The organism is Nocardia sp. FBN12, assembly GCF_050320175.1.
Lineage (GTDB): Bacteria > Actinomycetota > Actinomycetes > Mycobacteriales > Mycobacteriaceae > Nocardia.
This window is the reverse complement of record NZ_CP190048.1, coordinates 4,356,348-4,373,367: the sequence shown is the minus strand read 5'-3', so window position 1 is coordinate 4,373,367 and position 17,020 is coordinate 4,356,348. Positions and strand designations below refer to the sequence as shown.

The following is a 17,020-nucleotide window of genomic DNA, read 5'->3' as shown; positions in this document are numbered from 1 at the left end:
CTATGTTCATTCTGAACCTGTATCGAGCGCATCGGAATGGGTTCAGGAGACTGCGCGCAGTTCCGTGGCCGCCAGCGGCGCGTCGGAGCTGACCAGATAGCGCTGCAGGGTCGAGCGCTCGTCGAGCACCAGCCAGTCGGCGCCGTCGGTGAGATGGGCCCGGCGGGCCTTGGTGGTGATCCCGAATCCGGCGCCGGGGGCGGTGGACGCACCGACGCGCACCGGCACCGGGATCGCGCCGATCTTGCGCACCGCGGCCTCGGCGACGACCGACTCGATCCGGGGGTCGACGGCGAGGGCGATCCGGTCGCCCGCGTCGGCGCCACGGGTGAGCAGCACGCGGGCCAGGCGGTTCGCCCAACGGTCCAGGTCGGCGTCGGCGAGCTGACCGGCGGCGAGCGGCGCGCCGGAGCGGCTGCGCATCGGGATGACGTTGTCGGCGGGTGCGGTGACCGTGATGCTCATCGGGTTCCCCTCGAAGGCTTGTCGGGTGTCTTTGGGTACACCTCCAATCTCGTCTTCGGGAGGGCGATCCGACAGCAACCCCAGCGTTGCCGCGTCGCCTCCAAGGGGGATCGATTACCACCCCTAGGTGGGCGAACCCCGGCGGCACCGTGCGCGCGCCGCCGAGGGTTCGCCTCAGCGGGCGTTGCCGCCGATGCTGAAATGCGCGCCGGTGGGGTCGATCAAGCCGGCGAGGCGACCGTAGGGGGTGTCCATGGGTTGCATGGCGACGCTGCCACCGAGAGCTACGGCTTGTTCGGCGGACTTGTCGACATCGTCGGCGCCGAAGTAGATCGTCCAGGCGCCGGGGACACCGTCGGCCAGGTGCGCGCCCGCGTCGAGGACGCCGCCGAGCATGGGGGAGGTGGCGTGGATGGTGGTGTAGCGGAAGTCCGGGGTGTCGGCGATGGTGAGGGTGTCGCGCCAGCCGAAGGCATCGCGGTAGAAGGTCAGCGATTCGTCGTAGGCGCGGGTCATCAGCTCGAACCAGGACGGGACGCCGACGTGGTCGGTCCAGGTGCCTTCGGCGACGGTGCCCACCGTTTCGAAACCGGCGAAGGTGTCGGCTTGCCAGGCGCCGACTCCGATGCCGCCGACATCGGCCAGCATCGCCATCGTGCCGAGATCGGCGACCGCCATGGGTTCGACGAAGACACTGCCGCCCGCGTCGCGCGTCTTCGCTGTCGTCTCGAGCGCGTTCGGGGTGTCCAGGTAGACGGTCCAGCGATCCGGATACGGGTCGCCGGGATCGTCGAGGCGGCTCATCGCGCCCGCTACCGCGCGACCGTCCTTGCGCAGGGTGGTGTAGCCACCGAATTCCTCGCCGCCGCGTTCGGCGGTCCAGCCGAACAGTTCGCCGTAGAAGGCGATCGCGCGGTCGAGATCGGTGGTGTAGAGGTCGACCCAGGTGGGGTCACCGGGCTTCGGGGTGAATGACATGACTCTCCTCCGCTGTTGGGGTGGCGCGACAGAGACGGTGACACGGGGTATCCCGCCATCGATCATGACGCGCCGAGCGTCGAAAAGTCATCGCCGACAACCGTTGCACCCACGCGACCTGCGGAGGAAGATCAGGATCGCGAACTACGGCGCGCCGAATACGACACAGAGTAGGACCCGCGCGGAATGCTGCGGCAGCACGGTTTACGATTCACTCCAACGCATGTCTGCTGCTGTTCGTTCCCGAAACGCGGCCGACTCTGCGAGTGACGTACAGGCATCTTCAGGAGGATCAGTGACTGCGGTAGAGCCCAGGCCAGTCCCTCAGTTGGAAGCGACTCGACCGTATCCGGCCCGGACCGGTCCGAAGGGCTCGTTCCTCTACAAGGCGGTCACCACCACCGACCCCAAGGTGCTCGGCACCATGTACTTGGTGACGGCGATCAGCTTCTTCCTGGTCGGTGGACTCATGGCGCTGCTGATGCGCGCCGAGTTGGCCCGACCGGGTCTGCAGTTCCTTTCGCCCGAACAGTTCAACCAGCTGTTCACCATGCACGGCACGATCATGCTGCTGTTCTACGCGACGGCGATCGTGTTCGGCTTCGCCAACATCATCCTGCCGCTGCAGATCGGCGCCCCAGACGTCGCCTTCCCGCGACTGAACGCGTTCAGCTACTGGCTGTACCTGTTCGGCGGCACCATGGCGACCGCGGGCTTCGTGACCCCCGGCGGCGCGGCGGACTTCGGCTGGACGGCGTACGTGCCGCTCACCGACATCCTGCACTCGCCCGGTGTCGGCACCGACCTGTGGATTCTGGGTCTGGCCGTTTCCGGCCTCGGCACCATCCTCGGTGGCGTCAACATGCTCACCACCGTGGTCTGCCTGCGCGCACCCGGTATGACCATGTTCCGCATGCCGATCTTCACCTGGAACATCGCGGTCACCTCGGTCCTGGTGCTGCTCGCGTTCCCGCTGCTCACCGCGGCGCTGTTCGGTCTGGCCTACGACCGCCACCTGGGTGGCCACATCTACGACCCGGCCACCGGCGGCATCCTGCTCTACCAGCACCTGTTCTGGTTCTTCGGCCACCCCGAGGTCTACATCATCGCGCTGCCGTTCTTCGGCATCGTGTCGGAGATCTTCCCGGTGTTCAGCCGTAAGCCGATCTTCGGTTACACCACGCTGGTCTACGCGACGCTGGGTATCGCGGCGCTGTCGATCGCGGTGTGGGCGCACCACATGTACGCCACCGGCGCCGTGTTGCTGCCGTACTTCTCCTTCATGACCTTCCTCATCGCGGTCCCGACCGGTGTGAAGTTCTTCAACTGGATCGGCACCATGTGGCGCGGTCAGCTGACGTTCGAGACACCGATGCTGTGGTCGATCGGCTTCCTGGTGACCTTCCTCTTCGGTGGTCTGTCGGGCGTCATCCTGGCCTCGCCGCCGCTGGACTTCCACGTCACCGACTCGTACTTCGTCGTTGCGCACTTCCACTACGTGCTCTTCGGCACCATCGTGTTCGCGACCTTCGCCGGTATCTACTTCTGGTTCCCGAAGATCACCGGCCGCATGATGGACGAGCGTCTGGGCAAGTGGCACTTCTGGACCACCTTCGTCGGCTTCCACACCACCTTCCTGGTGCAGCACTGGCTGGGTGCCGAGGGCATGCCGCGTCGCTACGCCGACTACCTGCCCAGCGACGGTTTCACCACGCTGAACACGATCTCCACGATCGGTGCGTTCATCCTCGGCTCGTCGATGCTGCCGTTCATCTGGAACGTCTTCAAGAGCTACCGCTACGGCGAGGTCGTCACGGTCGACGACCCGTGGGGTTACGGCAACTCCCTCGAGTGGGCCACCACCTGCCCGCCGCCGCGCCACAACTTCTACGAGCTGCCGCGCATCCGCTCGGAGCGCCCGGCATTCGAGCTGCACTACCCGCACATGGTCGAGCGCATGAAGGCCGAAGCGCACGTCGGCTGGGGCTCGGGTAAGCACAGCACGCACGTGTCCGAAGGCGCGCTCGCGAAGAAGTAAGACACCACCGAACGACAGGGTGTGCACCTGCTGACGAACCAGCAGGTGCATGCGCTTTTTCCTTGCGAAGTGAACGGTCACGGCACATCGCAGTAAAGGAACCGATATGGAGCAGATCGACTTGGCTGACACCACAGTTCTCGTGACCGTCACCGGCCCCGACCGACCGGGCGTCACATCGGTGCTGCTGGCGACGTTGTCCCGGCATCAGGTGAGCCTGCTCGACGTGGAGCAGGTGGTCATCAGGGGCCGCCTCACCCTCGGCGTGCTGGTGTCGTGCCCCAACGACCCCGAGGCGCTGCAGGACGAGCTCGAAGAGGCGATGAACACCGTCGGCATGCAGGTCGACGTGTCCGTGGACGCGCAGATCGGCAAGCCGCCGATGTCCACGCACGCTGTCGTGGTGCTCGGCGCCCCGGTCACCGCGAAGGCGTTCAGCGCGATCTCGCGCGAACTCGCCGCCCGCGGCGCCAACATCGACTCGATTCGTGGCATCGCCGATTACCCGGTTGTCGGCATGGAACTGATGGTCACCGCGACCGACACGAGCCCAGAGGGTGACGCGTCGCTGCGTACCGCGCTGGCCGAGGTGGCGGTCGCCGAACAGGTCGACACCGCCGTCGAACGGGCCGGGCTGGCCCGCCGGGCCAAGCGCCTCATCGTGTTCGACGTCGACTCCACGCTGATCACGGGCGAAGTGATCGAGATGCTGGCCGCGCACGCCGGCGTCGAGGACCAGGTCCGTGAGGTCACCGAGGCCGCGATGCGTGGCGAGCTCGACTTCGCCGAATCGCTGCGCCAGCGCGTGGCCACCCTCGAAGGCCTCGACGAGTCGGTGATCGAGGAGGTCGCCGACCGGATCGAGCTCACCCCGGGCGCGCGCACCACGATTCGCACCCTGCGCAGACTCGGCTTCCGCTGCGGGGTGGTCTCCGGTGGGTTCCGGCAGGTGATCGAGCCGCTCGCGCACGAGCTGGAACTCGATTTCGTGCAGGCCAACACCCTGGAGATCATCGACGGCAAGCTCACCGGGCGGGTCGTCGGCGAGATCGTCGACCGGGCGTTCAAGGCGACCGCGCTGCGCAAGTTCGCGGCCGAGGCGGGGGTGCCGATGGAGCAGACCGTGGCGGTCGGTGACGGCGCCAACGACATCGACATGCTCAACGCGGCCGGACTCGGCGTGGCGTTCAATGCCAAGCCCGCGCTGCGCGAGGTGGCCGACACGGCGCTGTCGCATCCCTACCTGGACGCGGTGCTCTTCATCCTCGGCGTCACCCGCGACGAGGTGGAAGCGGCCGACGCTCGCGATGGTGGCGTGCGACGGGTTCCCCTGCTCGGTCGGTAGCGTCGAATCGCGACCTCCACGACGTAGAGTGACGAGAACCGCGGCACCAGCCGCGCAGGAATCGGCACGTCTTCACCGCTCGTCATCGGGAGGTCGTTGTGCGCAGGTCTTTGCTCGTTCTGGTCGCTGTGGCAGGTCTCAGCGGGTTGGTAGCCGGATGCGGTGACGACGAGACCGAACCTTATGACGTCACCTTGCAACCCACCTCCGTTCCGCAATCCACGGCCGCCCCGCTGACGGTCGAGCAATCCGCCAACGGCAGCACGGTCGTGGGGACGGTCGGTCAGCGCGTGCTGGTGCGGCTGGCGCAGGATCCTGCTTCGACCGACCAGTGGAGCATGGTCAACGCCGAGGAGGGCGTCCTGATCGCCGACGGTGGACCTCTCAGCGAGGGCAACAGCACGGTGTGGCAGTTCCGGGCCGCCGAGACCGGCGACACCTCGCTCGAGTTCACCTACGGCCCGTCCAGCGAACCGCCGATCGACCCCGAGCCGACCTTCATGGTGAATGTCCGGGTGAACTGAGCGCGGTTCGCACTCGCCGGCCGGACGTAACGACTCGGGAGCGCCCGCGGCCGCGCCATTAGGCTGGCGGACGGACTGGTGTCGATCGAACGGGTGTTGTGGCATGGGTAGTGGGTTGGAAACCGAGGAGCAGACCGAGGCGGAGTTCCGTGACGAGTCCGCCGGATTCGCCGCTCGCCATGCGGAATTGGCGCAGGGTTACGGCGGCAACGGCGACCCCGACGACCCGGCGATGGTGCAGGCGATGCAGATGGTGCTGCACATTCCCAAGGCCGACCCGCCCGCCCGCAGCGCTCTGCTGGAAGCGGCGGCCGCGGCGGCCGTCGCTGTGTGCCTCGACCCACGTTCGGGGCCGGGCGGGGAGTGGGAACCGCGCTACCTCGCGTGGAAGCGGTCGCGGATCAGGAAGGTGGCCAGGCGGGCGCGTGGCGCGCAGTGGGTGGCCGCGGGGGACGTGGACGGGGTGACTGTCGATGTCGACGGCGCGCAGGCGCGTGCGTTCGTCCCCGGACCGGTCGGGGAGATCGATCAGCGCATCCGCAAACTCCAGATCGGCGGGACCGACCTCGAGCACGACGAGCCAGGTCCGGTGGATCCCACAGTGCCGGTGCTGTGGGTGAACGCGGCATTGGAGATGTCGGTGGGGAAGGCGGCGGCGCAGGTCGGTCATGCCAGCATGCTGCTCGCAGGCGCGCTGCCAGTGGACGCGGCGGCCGCATGGGCAGCACGCGAGTTCCGGTGTGCGGTGCGCGACGCTGGCGAACAGCAGTGGGCGGGACTGGTGGCCGAGGTGACGGCGGGTCGTGCGGTGGCCGTGCGTGATGCCGGTTTCACCGAGGTGGCGCCCGGCTCGATGACGGTGATCGCGGTGCCGCCACGGGAGTGAGCGCACGACACGCGCGAGGTGAATCCGGCAGTTGGATCACGGCTTTCGCGACTCGCCGCGACAAAGCGGTGTGGGGCCGGTAACTCGCGGGTATACGTAACCGACGGCCAGGCACATCGAGGCACAGGGAGGTTCCGCGATGATGACGACAATTGTGGTGATCCTGATCGTCTGGGTCGTGCTCTCGGTGCCTGTCTCCTTCATCGCCGCGCGAATATTGCGTAGTGAAATTCGCAACGCGAATGACCCGTCCACGACCAGCGCCGACGAATCTCGTACGGGCCGGTCGCTGCGCTGAGAGCCCGCGTGGGCCAAGATGGAGCGCGTGTCGCAACCCGATCCCGATCTGCTCATCGACTTCTCCGATGTGACCATCCGTCGCTCGGGCCGAACCCTGGTCGGCCCTGTCTCGTGGCAAGTAGAGCTCGACGAACGCTGGGTGGTGCTCGGCCCGAACGGCGCGGGCAAGACCTCGCTGTTGAGAATGGCCGCCGCCGAACTCCATCCGACCTCCGGTAACGCGAACCTGTTGGGGGAGACGCTCGGTCGCGTCGACGTCAGCGAACTGAAACCGCGCATCGGGTTGTCCTCGGCGGCGGTGGCCAGCCGGATCCCGGTGGACGAGAAGGTCAGCGACCTGGTGGTCTCGGCCGGCTACGCGGTGCTCGGCCGCTGGCGCGAACGCTACGAGGACATCGATACCGAACGCGCCGTCGATATGCTGGAAACCCTGGGCGCCGAACACCTTTCCGACCGCACCTACGGCACCCTGTCCGAGGGCGAACGCAAGCGCGTACTCATCGCGCGTGCCCTGATGACCGACCCGGAACTGCTGCTGCTCGACGAACCGGCCGCGGGCCTGGATCTGGGTGGGCGTGAGGAACTCGTCGAGCGTCTCGGCGATCTCGCCGCCGACCCCGACGCGCCCGCGATGGTACTGGTGACCCACCACGTCGAGGAGATCCCGCCCGGCTTCACCCACGCGTTGCTGCTCAAGGAGGGCGAGGTGGTCGGCCAGGGACTCCTGGGCGATGTGCTCACCGCCGAGAATCTGAGCAGCGCGTTCAGCCAGTCGATCGCGCTCGACCGGGTCGATGGGCGATGGTTCGCGCGGCGGGCTCGTCGGTCGGGCGGGCATCGCCGCCGGAACTGAGCGGCCTCGTCCAACTGCCACGCGGGCGCACCGATAGCCGCGCTGACCTCGCAGGCGTCCGATCGCCGGGAAGCCCGGCGCACGGTCGACCAAGCGGGCGTTAGGGTGCTGAAAGGGCTGCGCTCGAAGGAGGTAGCCCGGTCCGGTCGGTAGACCGGTGGTCGCCGGGCACGCGGTTCGGTGGTGGAGAGGAACGATTATGAGTGAGTCCGGGGTCTCCGCGCGGGACGCGTCGACCGTGATGCTGGTGCGTGACGGCGCGGCGGGTATCGAGGTGTTCCTGCAGCAACGGGTGAAGGGGATGGCGTTCGCGGCCGGGGTGACGGTGTTCCCCGGCGGTGGCGTCGACGCGGCCGACGGAACGGCCGACATCTCCTGGACGGGCCCCGAACCTGCCTGGTGGGCAGACCGTTTCGCGACGGACGAACAGACCGCGCAAGCGCTCGTCGCCGCGGCCGTGCGGGAGACCTTCGAGGAATGCGGCGTGCTGCTGGCCGGACCGACCGCGGATTCCGTCGTCGACGATTCGGCGCGCTATCGCGCGGCGCGCGGCAAGCTCGAGCGCCGCGAACTGTCCCTCGCCGATTTCCTCGCGGCCGAGGGCTTGGTGTTGCGCGCCGATCTCCTGCGTCCGTGGTCGAACTGGATCACCCCCGAGGCCGAGCCCCGTCGCTACGACACCCGCTTCTTCGTCGCGGTGCTCCCGCAGGGCCAGATCGCCGACGGTGCCACCTCCGAGGCCGCCCAGGTGAGCTGGCGGACTCCGCAGGACGCCCTGGCGAGCTGGCGCGCGGGCGAACACGTGCTGATGCCGCCGACGTGGTCGCAGCTCGACGCGCTGTGCGGGTTCGCCGACACCGCTGCCGTGCTGGCCGCCGACCGCGTGGTCGAGCCGATCATGCCGAAGTACGCGCCGGGCGAGGGCGGTCGCCCGCTGTCGAATTTCCCCGACAACGAACGGTATTTCGACCAGCTGCCGCAGTTGGGTGCCTTCGGCGGCCGGTAAGTTGACCGCATGGCCGAATTCGTGACCCTCGAGCTGCCCGCCGAGCCGACCACCCGTGGCGTCGCGCTGCTGCGCATCGATCGTCCGCCGCTGAACCTTGTCGATGCCCAGCTGGCCCGTGAGGTGGCGGCCGCGGCGGCCACGGTGGCCGACCATCCCGGGGTTTCGGCGCTGATCGTCTATGGCGACGAGCGGGTGTTCAGTGCGGGTGACGAGATGTCGGAGCTGGCCGAGCTCGACGCCGGGCAGGCCGCCGCCATGGCCGCCGATCACCAGGCCGCGCTCGGCTGTCTCACGCGGGTGCCGCAGCCGACGGTCGCCGCGATCACCGGCTACTGCCTCGGCGCGGGCCTCGAACTCGCGCTCGGCGCCGACCACCGGATCGTCGGCGACAACGTGAAACTCGGTCTGCCGCAGATCAAAGCGGGCCTGATCCCGCTCTCGGGCATCCGCCGCCTCTCGCTGCTCATCGGCGCGAGCCGCGCCAAGGACCTCGTCTACACCGGCCGTTTCGTCGGCGCCGAGGAGGCCGCGAAGCTCGGCTTGGTCGATGAGGTCGTCGCCCCCGACGATGTCCTCACCGCGGCGCGCGCGTGGGCGGCCCAGTTCGTCACCGCCGCGCCGCGCGCCCTCGCCGCCGCGAAGGCGGTCTTCGAATCCGGCCCGCACGGCCACGCCACCGCTGTCACCGAATGGTCGGCCCTGTTCGACACCGACGACGCCCGCACCGGCACCCGCACCTTCGCGGCGGAGGGGCCCAATGCCGCCACCTTCACCGGCCGCTAGCAACCAGCTCGGAACCCTCGTTAACTTCGCGCATGCTGATCGTGCGGCAACCTGGGTAACTCCCAGCGACTTCGTCGCGGTGGCGTGCGAAGCGCCTGTTCGGCCCGGCGTCGGCGCGCGCTCGCGGGCGGCGGGCGGTCGGTCCCGTGTGGTGGAAAGGCCCGTCGCTCGTCCCAGCAGCAGCGTGCCCGGGCGCACATATTAGGCTGGCCTGCATGACGGTCCATCCCGACGACCCGGCGCCGAACCCCCACGCCACCGAGGCCCAGGTCGAAGCAGCGCGCAAAGACACCAAACTCGCCCAGGTCCTGTACCACGACTGGGAAGCGGAGACCTACGACGACAAGTGGTCGATCTCCTATGACGAGCGCTGTATCGCGTATGCGCGCGGCCGGTTCGACCTCGCCGTCGGCCCGGCTCCGCTGCCGTACGAGCGCGCGCTCGAGCTGGGCTGTGGCACGGGGTTCTTCCTGCTCAACCTGATGCAGGGGGGCGTGGCCAAGTCCGGTTCGGTCACCGACCTCTCGCCCGGCATGGTGAAGGTCGCGCTGCGCAACGCCGAGCACCTCGGCCTCGATGTCGACGGTCGCGTCGCCGACGCCGAGACCATCCCGTACGACGACGACACCTTCGATCTGGTCTGCGGCCACGCCGTGCTGCACCACATCCCCGATGTGGAGCTGGCGCTCAAGGAGTGCCTGCGCGTGCTCAAGCCGGGCGGACGCTTCGTCTTCGCCGGTGAGCCGACCACCATCGGCAACATCTACGCCCGCCGCCTCGGCCAGGCCACCTGGAAGGTGACCACCGAGATCACCAAGCTGCCGTTCCTGGCCGGCTGGCGTCGTCCGCAGACCGAGCTGGACGAATCCTCCCGCGCCGCCGCCCTCGAGGCCGTCGTCGACCTGCACACCTTCGACCCGAGCGATCTCGAGAAGATGGCGAAGTCCGCGGGTGCGGTCGATGTGAAAGCCACCACCGAAGAACTCGCCGCGGCCCTGTGGGGCTGGCCGGTGCGCACCTTCGAGGCCGCCGTCCCCGACGAGAAGCTGACCATGCCGTACCGCCTGGCGCAGTACCGCGCATGGCTGGGCCTGAGCTGGCTGGACGAGAACGTGCTGCGCAAGGTCGTGCCGCGCGAGTTCTTCTACAACGCGATGATCACCGGCGTGAAGCCGGGCGCGGCGCAGAAGTAAGTGGGCTATCGCTTCGGCCGCGACGATGTCGCCTATCTCGGCAGCGCGGCAGGCCGTGCCGCGCTCGCCGAGGTCGACCGGCTGGAGCTGACCCCCGCGACGCACCTGCGCGATATCGAGCAGGTGCGTCGTTCGCACGGTGATCGCGCCGCGGCGCTGATCGAGACGGTGCGGCTGCGCCGCAAGGCCGTGGTGAAGCTGCCGGCGGCGGGCGAGTGGTTGTTCACCGACGACGCGTTGCAACAGGCCACGCCCGCGCTCGTCGCCCGGCATCGGGCGGCCCGATTGGCCGGTCGCGCGGTACACGACGTCACCTGTTCGATCGGTGCGGAACTGTCCGAGCTGGCCGCGGCCTGTCCGGCGGTGATCGGCAGCGATCTCGAGGATGTCCGCTTGGCCATGGCCGCACACAATCTCGGGGTCGGTCCGGTGTCGGCGGCGATTTCGGATGCCGTTTCCTCAGCGGCTGACGGCCGAAACGTTGTGTTGGCCAAGGCTGACGCCCTGGTGCCGAGCACCCGCGACACCGTGATCATCGCCGATCCCGCGCGTCGATCCGATGGTCGCCGCACCTACGATCCCGCGAAACTCCAACCCCCACTCCCGGATCTGCTCGCCGCCTACGCGGGCCGCGACATCGCCGTGAAATCCGCGCCCGGCCTCGATTTCGACCGCCTCGGCTGGGCAGGCGAAGTGGAAATCGTCTCCCTTGACGGCGCGGTCCGCGAAGCCTGCCTCTGGTCGCCCGGGCTGACCGAGCCCGGCATCACCCGCCGCGCGACCGTCCTCGATTCCCGGGGCACGACAACAACTCTCACCGACGCCGCCCCCGACGACATTCCCGACCGCGCCCCCGGTGACTTCATCGTCGACCCCGACGGAGCGGTCGTCCGCGCGGGCCTGGTCCGCCACTACGCCGCGAAACACGGTCTCTGGCAACTGGACCCACAGATCGCCTACCTCACCGGCGACACGGTCCCCGCTGGCATGCGCGGGTTTCGCATCGAGGACCGCTTCGAACTTCGCGAGAAGACGCTGCGTCAGGAGCTCGCGCGCCGTGACTGCGGCTCGCTCGAGATCCTGATCCGTGGAGTCGACGTCGACCCCGACGCGCTCCGCAAAAAGCTCAAACAACGGGGCTCGACCCCCTACACGCTGGTGATCACCCGCATCGGCCGCGCAGGTGTCGTCTTCCTTTGCCGAGCGGTCGCCGCCACCCACTGACAGGTGCTCGGTGTGGTTCCACAGGCCTGCCTTCGTCTGAAGTGCCGTTCAGCCTTCCATCTTCTTCACCACGCGCTGCACCGTGAGCCAGGTGCGGGTGGTGATGTCCTTGCCGTAGGTCTTCTCCAGGCGGGCCATGAAGTCGGGGGTTTTGCCGACGCTGTTGTCGTTGACGGTGAGGAAGGCGCGGGCCTCGCGGTCGTAGCCGATGACGCGGGTGAGCGAGTCGTCGGCGAAGGCTTCGGTATCGGCTTCGCGCATCTTCGCTTTGAAGAAGGTGACGGTGAGGTAGGAGCCGCGTTCGTGGGGGAGGCCCGCGAAGGGGTCGCGGTCGAGCAGGGCGCGGAGTTCGGGGTGGCTGCGGATGATGGTGCCGCCGGGGATACCGAGTTCGGCGTTGAGCGCCTGCTGGATGCGCTCTTCCAGGTCGGCGGGGTCGTCAGCGGTGCGGAAGACGACATTGCCGCTCGAGAGCACCGAGACGACCTTCTCGAAGCCGAGCCCCTCGAACACCCCGCGCAACTTCTCGTTGCGCATGTTCGGGTTGGTCGGCATGATTCCCCGCAGCAGCGCCGCATAGCTCTCCACGCCGCTGACCGTACCGATACCCACCGACAGAAACACTGAATTCGGCGGCCGTGTCAGCCCGACTCACCGCGCCCCGGTTTGATTCGGCCGATTCGAGTGAACCGGCCGAATCGCACGGCGGTCAGGCCTGAGCGGCGGCGTTCTTCTTGCGCTCGATGTCGGCCAGCGCGGCCATGTACGCCTCGCGCTCCTCGGCACTGGCATCCCACGCCACCTTGCGGTTCTTCACGACCTTGGCGGGAGCGCCGACCGCGATGCTGTAGTCGGGGACATCCCCACGCACCACCGCGTGCGCGCCGAGCACGCAACCGCGGCCGACCCGGGTGTCGCGCAAGACGGTCACCTTCGCCGCGATCCAGGTGTCGGGACCGATCCGCACGGGACTCTTCACGATGCCCTGGTCCTTGATGGGCATGTTGATGTCGTCCATGCGATGGTCGAAGTCGCAGATGTAGCACCAGTCCGCGACCAGCGTCGATTCGCCGATCTCGATGTCGAGGTAGGTGTTGACGACGTTGTCCTTGCCGAACACCACCTTGTCGCCGATGCGCAGCGAGCCCTCGTGGCAGCGCAGGGCGTTGCCGTCGCCGATGTGCACCCAGCGCCCGATTTCCATCCGCGCGAATTCCGGGGTCGCGTGGATTTCCACATTGCGGCCGAGGAACACCATTCCGCGCAGCACGATATGCGGGTTGGCCAGGCGGAACTTGGCCAGGCGGTAGTAACGCACCAGGTACCAGGGGGTGTAGGCGCGGTTGGCGAGCACCCACCGCAGCGAATCCCTGGTCAGGAACCGGGCCTGCTGCGGATCGCGGCGGCGTGATCCACGCCAGCGCGCGCTCAGCGGCGCGCCCCACATGCTCGTCACGAACTACTCTCCCGTCATGATCCCGCCGGGCCAGCCCCGGGGATTCGGTCGTCGGGTACACAGAGTACTTTCGCAGGGCACACTTACCGTGCCATACCCCGATTACACAGGGAGATCAGCAGGTGCGAACTCGGACTCGCGTCGTTGCCTCGCTCGCTGCCGCCGGTGTGGTGGCGCTGGCTGGGTGCGGCACCGATGTGGACGACATCACGGTCGGCGCCGGAAAGGGTTGGCCCGCAACGCATCACGATGCCGGTAATGCGAGCAGTAGCCCGGTGCCGGGTGCGGACGCGGTGTCGCTGAGCTGGTCACGTCCGGTGGGCGGCCCGATCGCCCAGCCGTTGACGATCGGTGCCGAAGGACAGATGTTCGTCACCACGAGCACCGGCAACTGCGCGATCTTCTCCTTCCAGATGCTCACCGGCCGCAAACGCTTCTGCAACCCGCTCGGGCCCTCCACGATCGAAGCGCCGACCGTGCTCGACGGGGTCAGCAATGTCTACGTCGGCGACGACGGCGCGGTGAATTCGTTCAACTACCTCGGTCAGCCGCGCTGGCGCACCCCGGTCGCGGGGGTGCCGGTGGCTATCCAGTTCACCGGCGACGGCAACGTGCTGACGGTGACGCAGTCCGGTCAGGTCGACGTGCTGAGTCGTCAGACCGGTGGCCGTGAGGTGCCGACGGTGCAGCTGCTCGGCGAACCCGACTTCCTGAAGTACCCCGGTCTCACCCGTCCCGCTTCCGGCGACGGTCTCGATGACTGCGGGACCGGCGGCCCGCGCTGTGCCGTCGCCAACACGACCGCCGTCGACCCGTCGACCGGCCGCTTCTTCGTCACAGTCTGGGAGCCGGGCAAGCAGGCGGCCGCGCTGCGTGCGATGCGCTACGCCGACGGCAGCGTGTCCCAGGAGTGGAGCGCGGAGATCCTCACCGATGGCAGCGCCACCAGCCCCGCGCTGTCCGCCGATGGCGACACCGTCTACATCGGCGACAACAGCAAGCGGCTCATCGCACTCGATACCGCCGACGGCGCCACCCGCTGGGTCCAGCCCCTGCCGTGGGCGCCGCGCGGCGGCATCTCGGTCGCGGGCGATCTGATCATCCCCGCAGGCGACGACGGCTACCTGGCAGCCTTGCGCGACAATGACGACAGCGCCGAAATCGTCTGGGAGCGTAAGGATCTCGCGCTTCGCGGTACTCCCGCTCAAACCGCGGGCGACATCGGCTACACCGTCGCCGCCATCGGCGCGGGTCTGAACCTCATCACCTTCGACACTGCCACGGGCAACACCATCGACTCCGACCCGCTTCCGGGCGCAACGGGCACCACCACGGGCACCTCCATCGGCCCCGAGGGTGAAGTGGTCGTGGCCACCCGGCTGGGCGAAATCTTCACCTTCACCCCGGACGCCTGATCAGCACTCCTCCGCTGCGCACGGCCGGAGGTACGCCTGACCGCGTTCAGTGGCGTGCGCGCCGACGTCAGTACGGGTTGGCTCGGTCCAGCCAGCGCGCGTCGAGTTCCGTCGCGCGCTGGCTGGTGAAGGAGATGCGAGCCGGGTCGCCGTCGGCGGTGTAGCGCTGGTCCGGGTTGGCGGCGAGCCAGTCCAGCCAATGGGCCGAGTCGAACGGGACCGCGCCCCGACCGGATCGGATGCGCGGCACGCCGCCGGGGTCGACCGCGCCGTACGGGGCGGGGGCGGGGTTGGAGCCCACCAGCAGCACGGCGTCGAAGCGGTAAGCGGTGCCGTCCCAGCTGCCCGCGGTGGCCAGCGCGTGATCGCGGGGATACACGCCGAGCGGTAATGCCATGGTGCGCACGGTGATCGCGGGCGTGGCCGCGGTCACCGCGCGCACGTTCTGCACGAGTTCGCGTTGCACGCCGGCGGCATCCAGGCTCGCGAGATTCGCGTGATCGGCTGTATGCGCGCCGATTTCGTGGCCGTTCGCCGCCAGCCATGGCAATGCGCGCGGGTCGCCGCCGAAGGGCTCGTTGTTGACGTAGAAGGTGGCAACGGGCCGGAAATCTGGGTAGCGGGCGCCGAATTCGGCGAGGATGCCGGCGGCGCTGTCCGGGGACACTGTGCCGGTGTCGGTGAAGCTGAGCTGGCTGCTGGTGGAGTCGTCGAAGGTGAGTACCACCGGGTGGGTGCCTGCGGGCAGGTCGAGGTCGCCCGAAATGTACTGCGCGGCGGTCACCGGACGGTAGCTCTCGCGGTACAGCCGTTCGAGTTCGTCCCGGAACTCCGCCGGGGACTGGTCGTACTCGCCTGCCGGGTTAGGGGTGATCTGGTGATACATCAGGATCGGGACGAAACCCAGTTCGTTGGCGGCGATATCGGCCGGGTTCGGTGGTGCGGGTTTCGCTGTCGTCGGGGGCACGGCTGGTGGTTCGGGCGGAGCCGACGGTGGTGCCGCGGCGCACGCGGTGAGTGCCGCAGCCAGCAAGAGCGCAGGCAGGAGTCGGATCACCGTGTTCGAACTGCCTGACATCGAGTCAATATAACGCGCCCGCAAAGGTTTTCAGTTGATCTTGTCGATAACCGGCAACCCGCGCGGCAACTGCGGGATAGTGGCCTGACAACGGCAGTGGAAGGCGGGGTAGGCGGTGGGATTGCGGCTCGAGTCGGTCGATCGACGGCGATGGGCGACCATCGCCACGGTTGCCGTAGTCACCGTGGTGATAGCGGCCCTGCTGGCCGGATTCGCACTGGGTAGGTCCGACGAACTACCCGCTACAGACACCGCGTCGCCGATACTCCAGGTGACACCGCTCGAGGCCGCGCGTTCGTATCGCGCGCCGATCACAGTGCGCGGCACCGCGATCGACGCGGTGCGGGTGTCCATCGGCTCGGCGGTGGTGACTCCCGCGCCGGACGGGGCCTTCGAGCTCGAAGTGCCGTGGGCACCTGCCGTGGAGGTCATCGCGGTGGACGCCGCGGGCAATCAGAGCAGCAGTATTGCCGTCACATCGTTCGCGCTGCCGCGGATGCGCGCCGTGCACGTCACCGCGCACGCGTGGTCGCACGAGGGTCTGCGCGAGGCCGTACTCGATCTCGCTCGCGAAGGGCGTATCGACACCGTCCAGCTCGATATCAAGGACGAGGACGGCGTCGTCGGCTACGACTCCCAGGTGCCGCTCGCTCGCGAATCCGGTGCTGTCGCCGCGATTTACGACGCACCGTCGGCCCTGCGGCAGTTGCACGACATGGGCTTGCAGGTGGTCGGCCGCATCGTCGCGTTCCGCGACCCGACCGTGGCCGCCTGGGCCTGGCACAGCGGCCGACCCGACTGGGTCGTCCAAAACCCCACCGGTCAGCCCTATTCCAGCCACTACGGCCCGATCGCCTTCACCAATGTCGCGCACCCCGACGTCCGCCGCTACAACATCGACCTCGCGATCGAAGCCGCCCAGCTCGGCTTCGACGGCATCATGTACGACTACGTCCGCCGCCCCGACGGCAGCCTGACCAGCATGCACTTCGCCGGCCTCACCGACACCCCCACCGCCGCGGTCGCCGACTTCCTCGCCCAGAGCCGCTACCCCGTGCACCTCGCAGGCGCCCACCTGAGCGCCGCCGTGTACGGAATCGCGTCCACCCGTCCTGACGAGATCGCCCAGGACATCCCCCTCATGTCCCGCAGTGTCGACTACGTGGCCCCGATGATCTACCCCTCCCACTGGGGCCCTGGCGAATACGGCGTCACCAACCCCAACGCCCAGCCCTACGACATCGTTTTCCGCTCACTGAAGGACTTCCAGGCCGCCACGGCGGGCACCGTCGCGAAAGTAGTCCCCTGGCTCCAGGACTTCAGCCTCGGAGTCACCTACGGCGACGCCGAACTCCGTGCGCAGGTCGACGCCACCCGAGACGCGGGGATCGACAGCTTCTTCCTCTGGAACGCCGCCACCCGCTACCACGGCGGCGGACTCCACCCGGTATGAGCCGGAGCAAGCCCTCAGCG

At 68.3% G+C, this 17,020-nt stretch carries 17 protein-coding genes; 12 read left to right on the top strand and 5 right to left on the bottom strand.

Annotated features, from left to right (window positions below; all coding sequences use genetic code 11):
* Window positions 1–42: 42 nt before the first annotated feature.
* Complete coding sequence (locus ACQHI0_RS20770) at window positions 43–465, bottom strand: AMP-binding protein (protein WP_427903511.1); 423 nt, start codon at window positions 463–465, stop codon at window positions 43–45.
* A gap of 174 nt (window positions 466–639) precedes the next feature.
* Window positions 640–1,443, bottom strand: a complete 804-nt coding sequence (locus ACQHI0_RS20765; RefSeq protein ID WP_427903510.1) for a VOC family protein — start codon at window positions 1,441–1,443, stop codon at window positions 640–642.
* A 295-nt stretch (window positions 1,444–1,738) separates the two neighbouring features.
* Here ACQHI0_RS20765 and ctaD point away from each other — a divergent pair, with 295 nt between their 5' ends.
* From ctaD to ACQHI0_RS20715, 10 genes are all read left to right on the top strand, one after another.
* Window positions 1,739–3,481, top strand: coding sequence for an aa3-type cytochrome oxidase subunit I (gene ctaD / locus ACQHI0_RS20760; protein ID WP_266291978.1), 1,743 nt, complete (start codon window positions 1,739–1,741; stop codon window positions 3,479–3,481).
* 106 nt (window positions 3,482–3,587) lie between these two features.
* Entirely contained in the window at window positions 3,588–4,826 is a 1,239-nt protein-coding gene (gene serB, locus ACQHI0_RS20755) for a phosphoserine phosphatase SerB (protein ID WP_427903509.1), read from the top strand.
* Between the two features lie 98 nt (window positions 4,827–4,924).
* On the top strand, window positions 4,925–5,350 hold the full coding sequence (locus ACQHI0_RS20750; protein WP_427903508.1) for a hypothetical protein: 426 nt from the start codon (window positions 4,925–4,927) through the stop codon (window positions 5,348–5,350).
* 103 nt (window positions 5,351–5,453) lie between these two features.
* On the top strand, window positions 5,454–6,236 hold the full coding sequence (locus ACQHI0_RS20745) for a peptidyl-tRNA hydrolase (RefSeq protein WP_427903507.1): 783 nt from the start codon (window positions 5,454–5,456) through the stop codon (window positions 6,234–6,236).
* Between the two features lie 139 nt (window positions 6,237–6,375).
* Window positions 6,376–6,534, top strand: coding sequence for a hypothetical protein (locus tag ACQHI0_RS20740; protein WP_427903506.1), 159 nt, complete (start codon window positions 6,376–6,378; stop codon window positions 6,532–6,534).
* An 18-nt stretch (window positions 6,535–6,552) separates the two neighbouring features.
* Window positions 6,553–7,389, top strand: coding sequence for an ABC transporter ATP-binding protein (locus ACQHI0_RS20735; RefSeq protein ID WP_427903505.1), 837 nt, complete (start codon window positions 6,553–6,555; stop codon window positions 7,387–7,389).
* A gap of 199 nt (window positions 7,390–7,588) precedes the next feature.
* Window positions 7,589–8,395 carry an NUDIX hydrolase gene (locus ACQHI0_RS20730; RefSeq protein ID WP_427903504.1) on the top strand — a complete coding sequence of 269 codons (807 nt, stop codon included), beginning with the start codon at window positions 7,589–7,591 and terminating at the stop codon, window positions 8,393–8,395.
* 9 nt (window positions 8,396–8,404) lie between these two features.
* Window positions 8,405–9,181 (top strand): enoyl-CoA hydratase-related protein, encoded by a 777-nt coding sequence (locus ACQHI0_RS20725; protein ID WP_427903503.1) that lies wholly within the window; start codon window positions 8,405–8,407, stop codon window positions 9,179–9,181.
* Between the two features lie 215 nt (window positions 9,182–9,396).
* On the top strand, window positions 9,397–10,374 hold the full coding sequence (locus ACQHI0_RS20720) for a class I SAM-dependent methyltransferase (RefSeq protein WP_266291959.1): 978 nt from the start codon (window positions 9,397–9,399) through the stop codon (window positions 10,372–10,374).
* Window positions 10,375–11,598: a THUMP-like domain-containing protein gene (locus ACQHI0_RS20715; protein ID WP_427903502.1), complete on the top strand. Its 1,224-nt coding sequence runs from the start codon at window positions 10,375–10,377 to the stop codon at window positions 11,596–11,598.
* Window positions 11,599–11,646: 48 nt separating this feature from the next.
* Here the strand turns inward: ACQHI0_RS20715 and ACQHI0_RS20710 are convergent, their stop codons facing one another.
* The gene (locus tag ACQHI0_RS20710; RefSeq protein WP_427903501.1) at window positions 11,647–12,186 is read right to left on the bottom strand and encodes a DUF1697 domain-containing protein; all 540 of its coding nucleotides are present in this window, start codon (window positions 12,184–12,186) and stop codon (window positions 11,647–11,649) included.
* A gap of 121 nt (window positions 12,187–12,307) precedes the next feature.
* A complete protein-coding gene (locus ACQHI0_RS20705; protein ID WP_378900544.1) occupies window positions 12,308–13,054 on the bottom strand; it encodes an acyltransferase in 747 nt (248 codons plus the stop codon).
* 122 nt (window positions 13,055–13,176) lie between these two features.
* Here ACQHI0_RS20705 and ACQHI0_RS20700 point away from each other — a divergent pair, with 122 nt between their 5' ends.
* The gene (locus ACQHI0_RS20700; RefSeq protein WP_427903500.1) at window positions 13,177–14,469 is read left to right on the top strand and encodes a PQQ-binding-like beta-propeller repeat protein; all 1,293 of its coding nucleotides are present in this window, start codon (window positions 13,177–13,179) and stop codon (window positions 14,467–14,469) included.
* A gap of 67 nt (window positions 14,470–14,536) precedes the next feature.
* Here the strand turns inward: ACQHI0_RS20700 and ACQHI0_RS20695 are convergent, their stop codons facing one another.
* Window positions 14,537–15,547, bottom strand: coding sequence for a polysaccharide deacetylase family protein (locus ACQHI0_RS20695; protein ID WP_427903499.1), 1,011 nt, complete (start codon window positions 15,545–15,547; stop codon window positions 14,537–14,539).
* A gap of 115 nt (window positions 15,548–15,662) precedes the next feature.
* Here ACQHI0_RS20695 and ACQHI0_RS20690 point away from each other — a divergent pair, with 115 nt between their 5' ends.
* A complete protein-coding gene (locus ACQHI0_RS20690) occupies window positions 15,663–17,000 on the top strand; it encodes a putative glycoside hydrolase (RefSeq protein WP_427903498.1) in 1,338 nt (445 codons plus the stop codon).
* The last annotated feature ends 20 nt before the right edge of the window (window positions 17,001–17,020 follow it).

What these genes read in the sequence shown, in the direction of transcription:
- ACQHI0_RS20770 (WP_427903511.1), bottom strand. Translation starts at nt 465, where the DNA reads ATGAGCATCACGGTCACCGCACCCGCCGACAACGTCATCCCGATGCGC.
- ACQHI0_RS20765 (WP_427903510.1), bottom strand. Translation starts at nt 1,443, where the DNA reads ATGTCATTCACCCCGAAGCCCGGTGACCCCACCTGGGTCGACCTCTAC.
- serB (WP_427903509.1), top strand. Translation starts at nt 3,588, where the DNA reads ATGGAGCAGATCGACTTGGCTGACACCACAGTTCTCGTGACCGTCACC.
- ACQHI0_RS20745 (WP_427903507.1), top strand. Translation starts at nt 5,454, where the DNA reads ATGGGTAGTGGGTTGGAAACCGAGGAGCAGACCGAGGCGGAGTTCCGT.
- ACQHI0_RS20740 (WP_427903506.1), top strand. Translation starts at nt 6,376, where the DNA reads ATGATGACGACAATTGTGGTGATCCTGATCGTCTGGGTCGTGCTCTCG.
- ACQHI0_RS20735 (WP_427903505.1), top strand. Translation starts at nt 6,553, where the DNA reads ATGGAGCGCGTGTCGCAACCCGATCCCGATCTGCTCATCGACTTCTCC.
- ACQHI0_RS20730 (WP_427903504.1), top strand. Translation starts at nt 7,589, where the DNA reads ATGAGTGAGTCCGGGGTCTCCGCGCGGGACGCGTCGACCGTGATGCTG.
- ACQHI0_RS20725 (WP_427903503.1), top strand. Translation starts at nt 8,405, where the DNA reads ATGGCCGAATTCGTGACCCTCGAGCTGCCCGCCGAGCCGACCACCCGT.
- ACQHI0_RS20720 (WP_266291959.1), top strand. Translation starts at nt 9,397, where the DNA reads ATGACGGTCCATCCCGACGACCCGGCGCCGAACCCCCACGCCACCGAG.
- ACQHI0_RS20695 (WP_427903499.1), bottom strand. Translation starts at nt 15,547, where the DNA reads ATGTCAGGCAGTTCGAACACGGTGATCCGACTCCTGCCTGCGCTCTTG.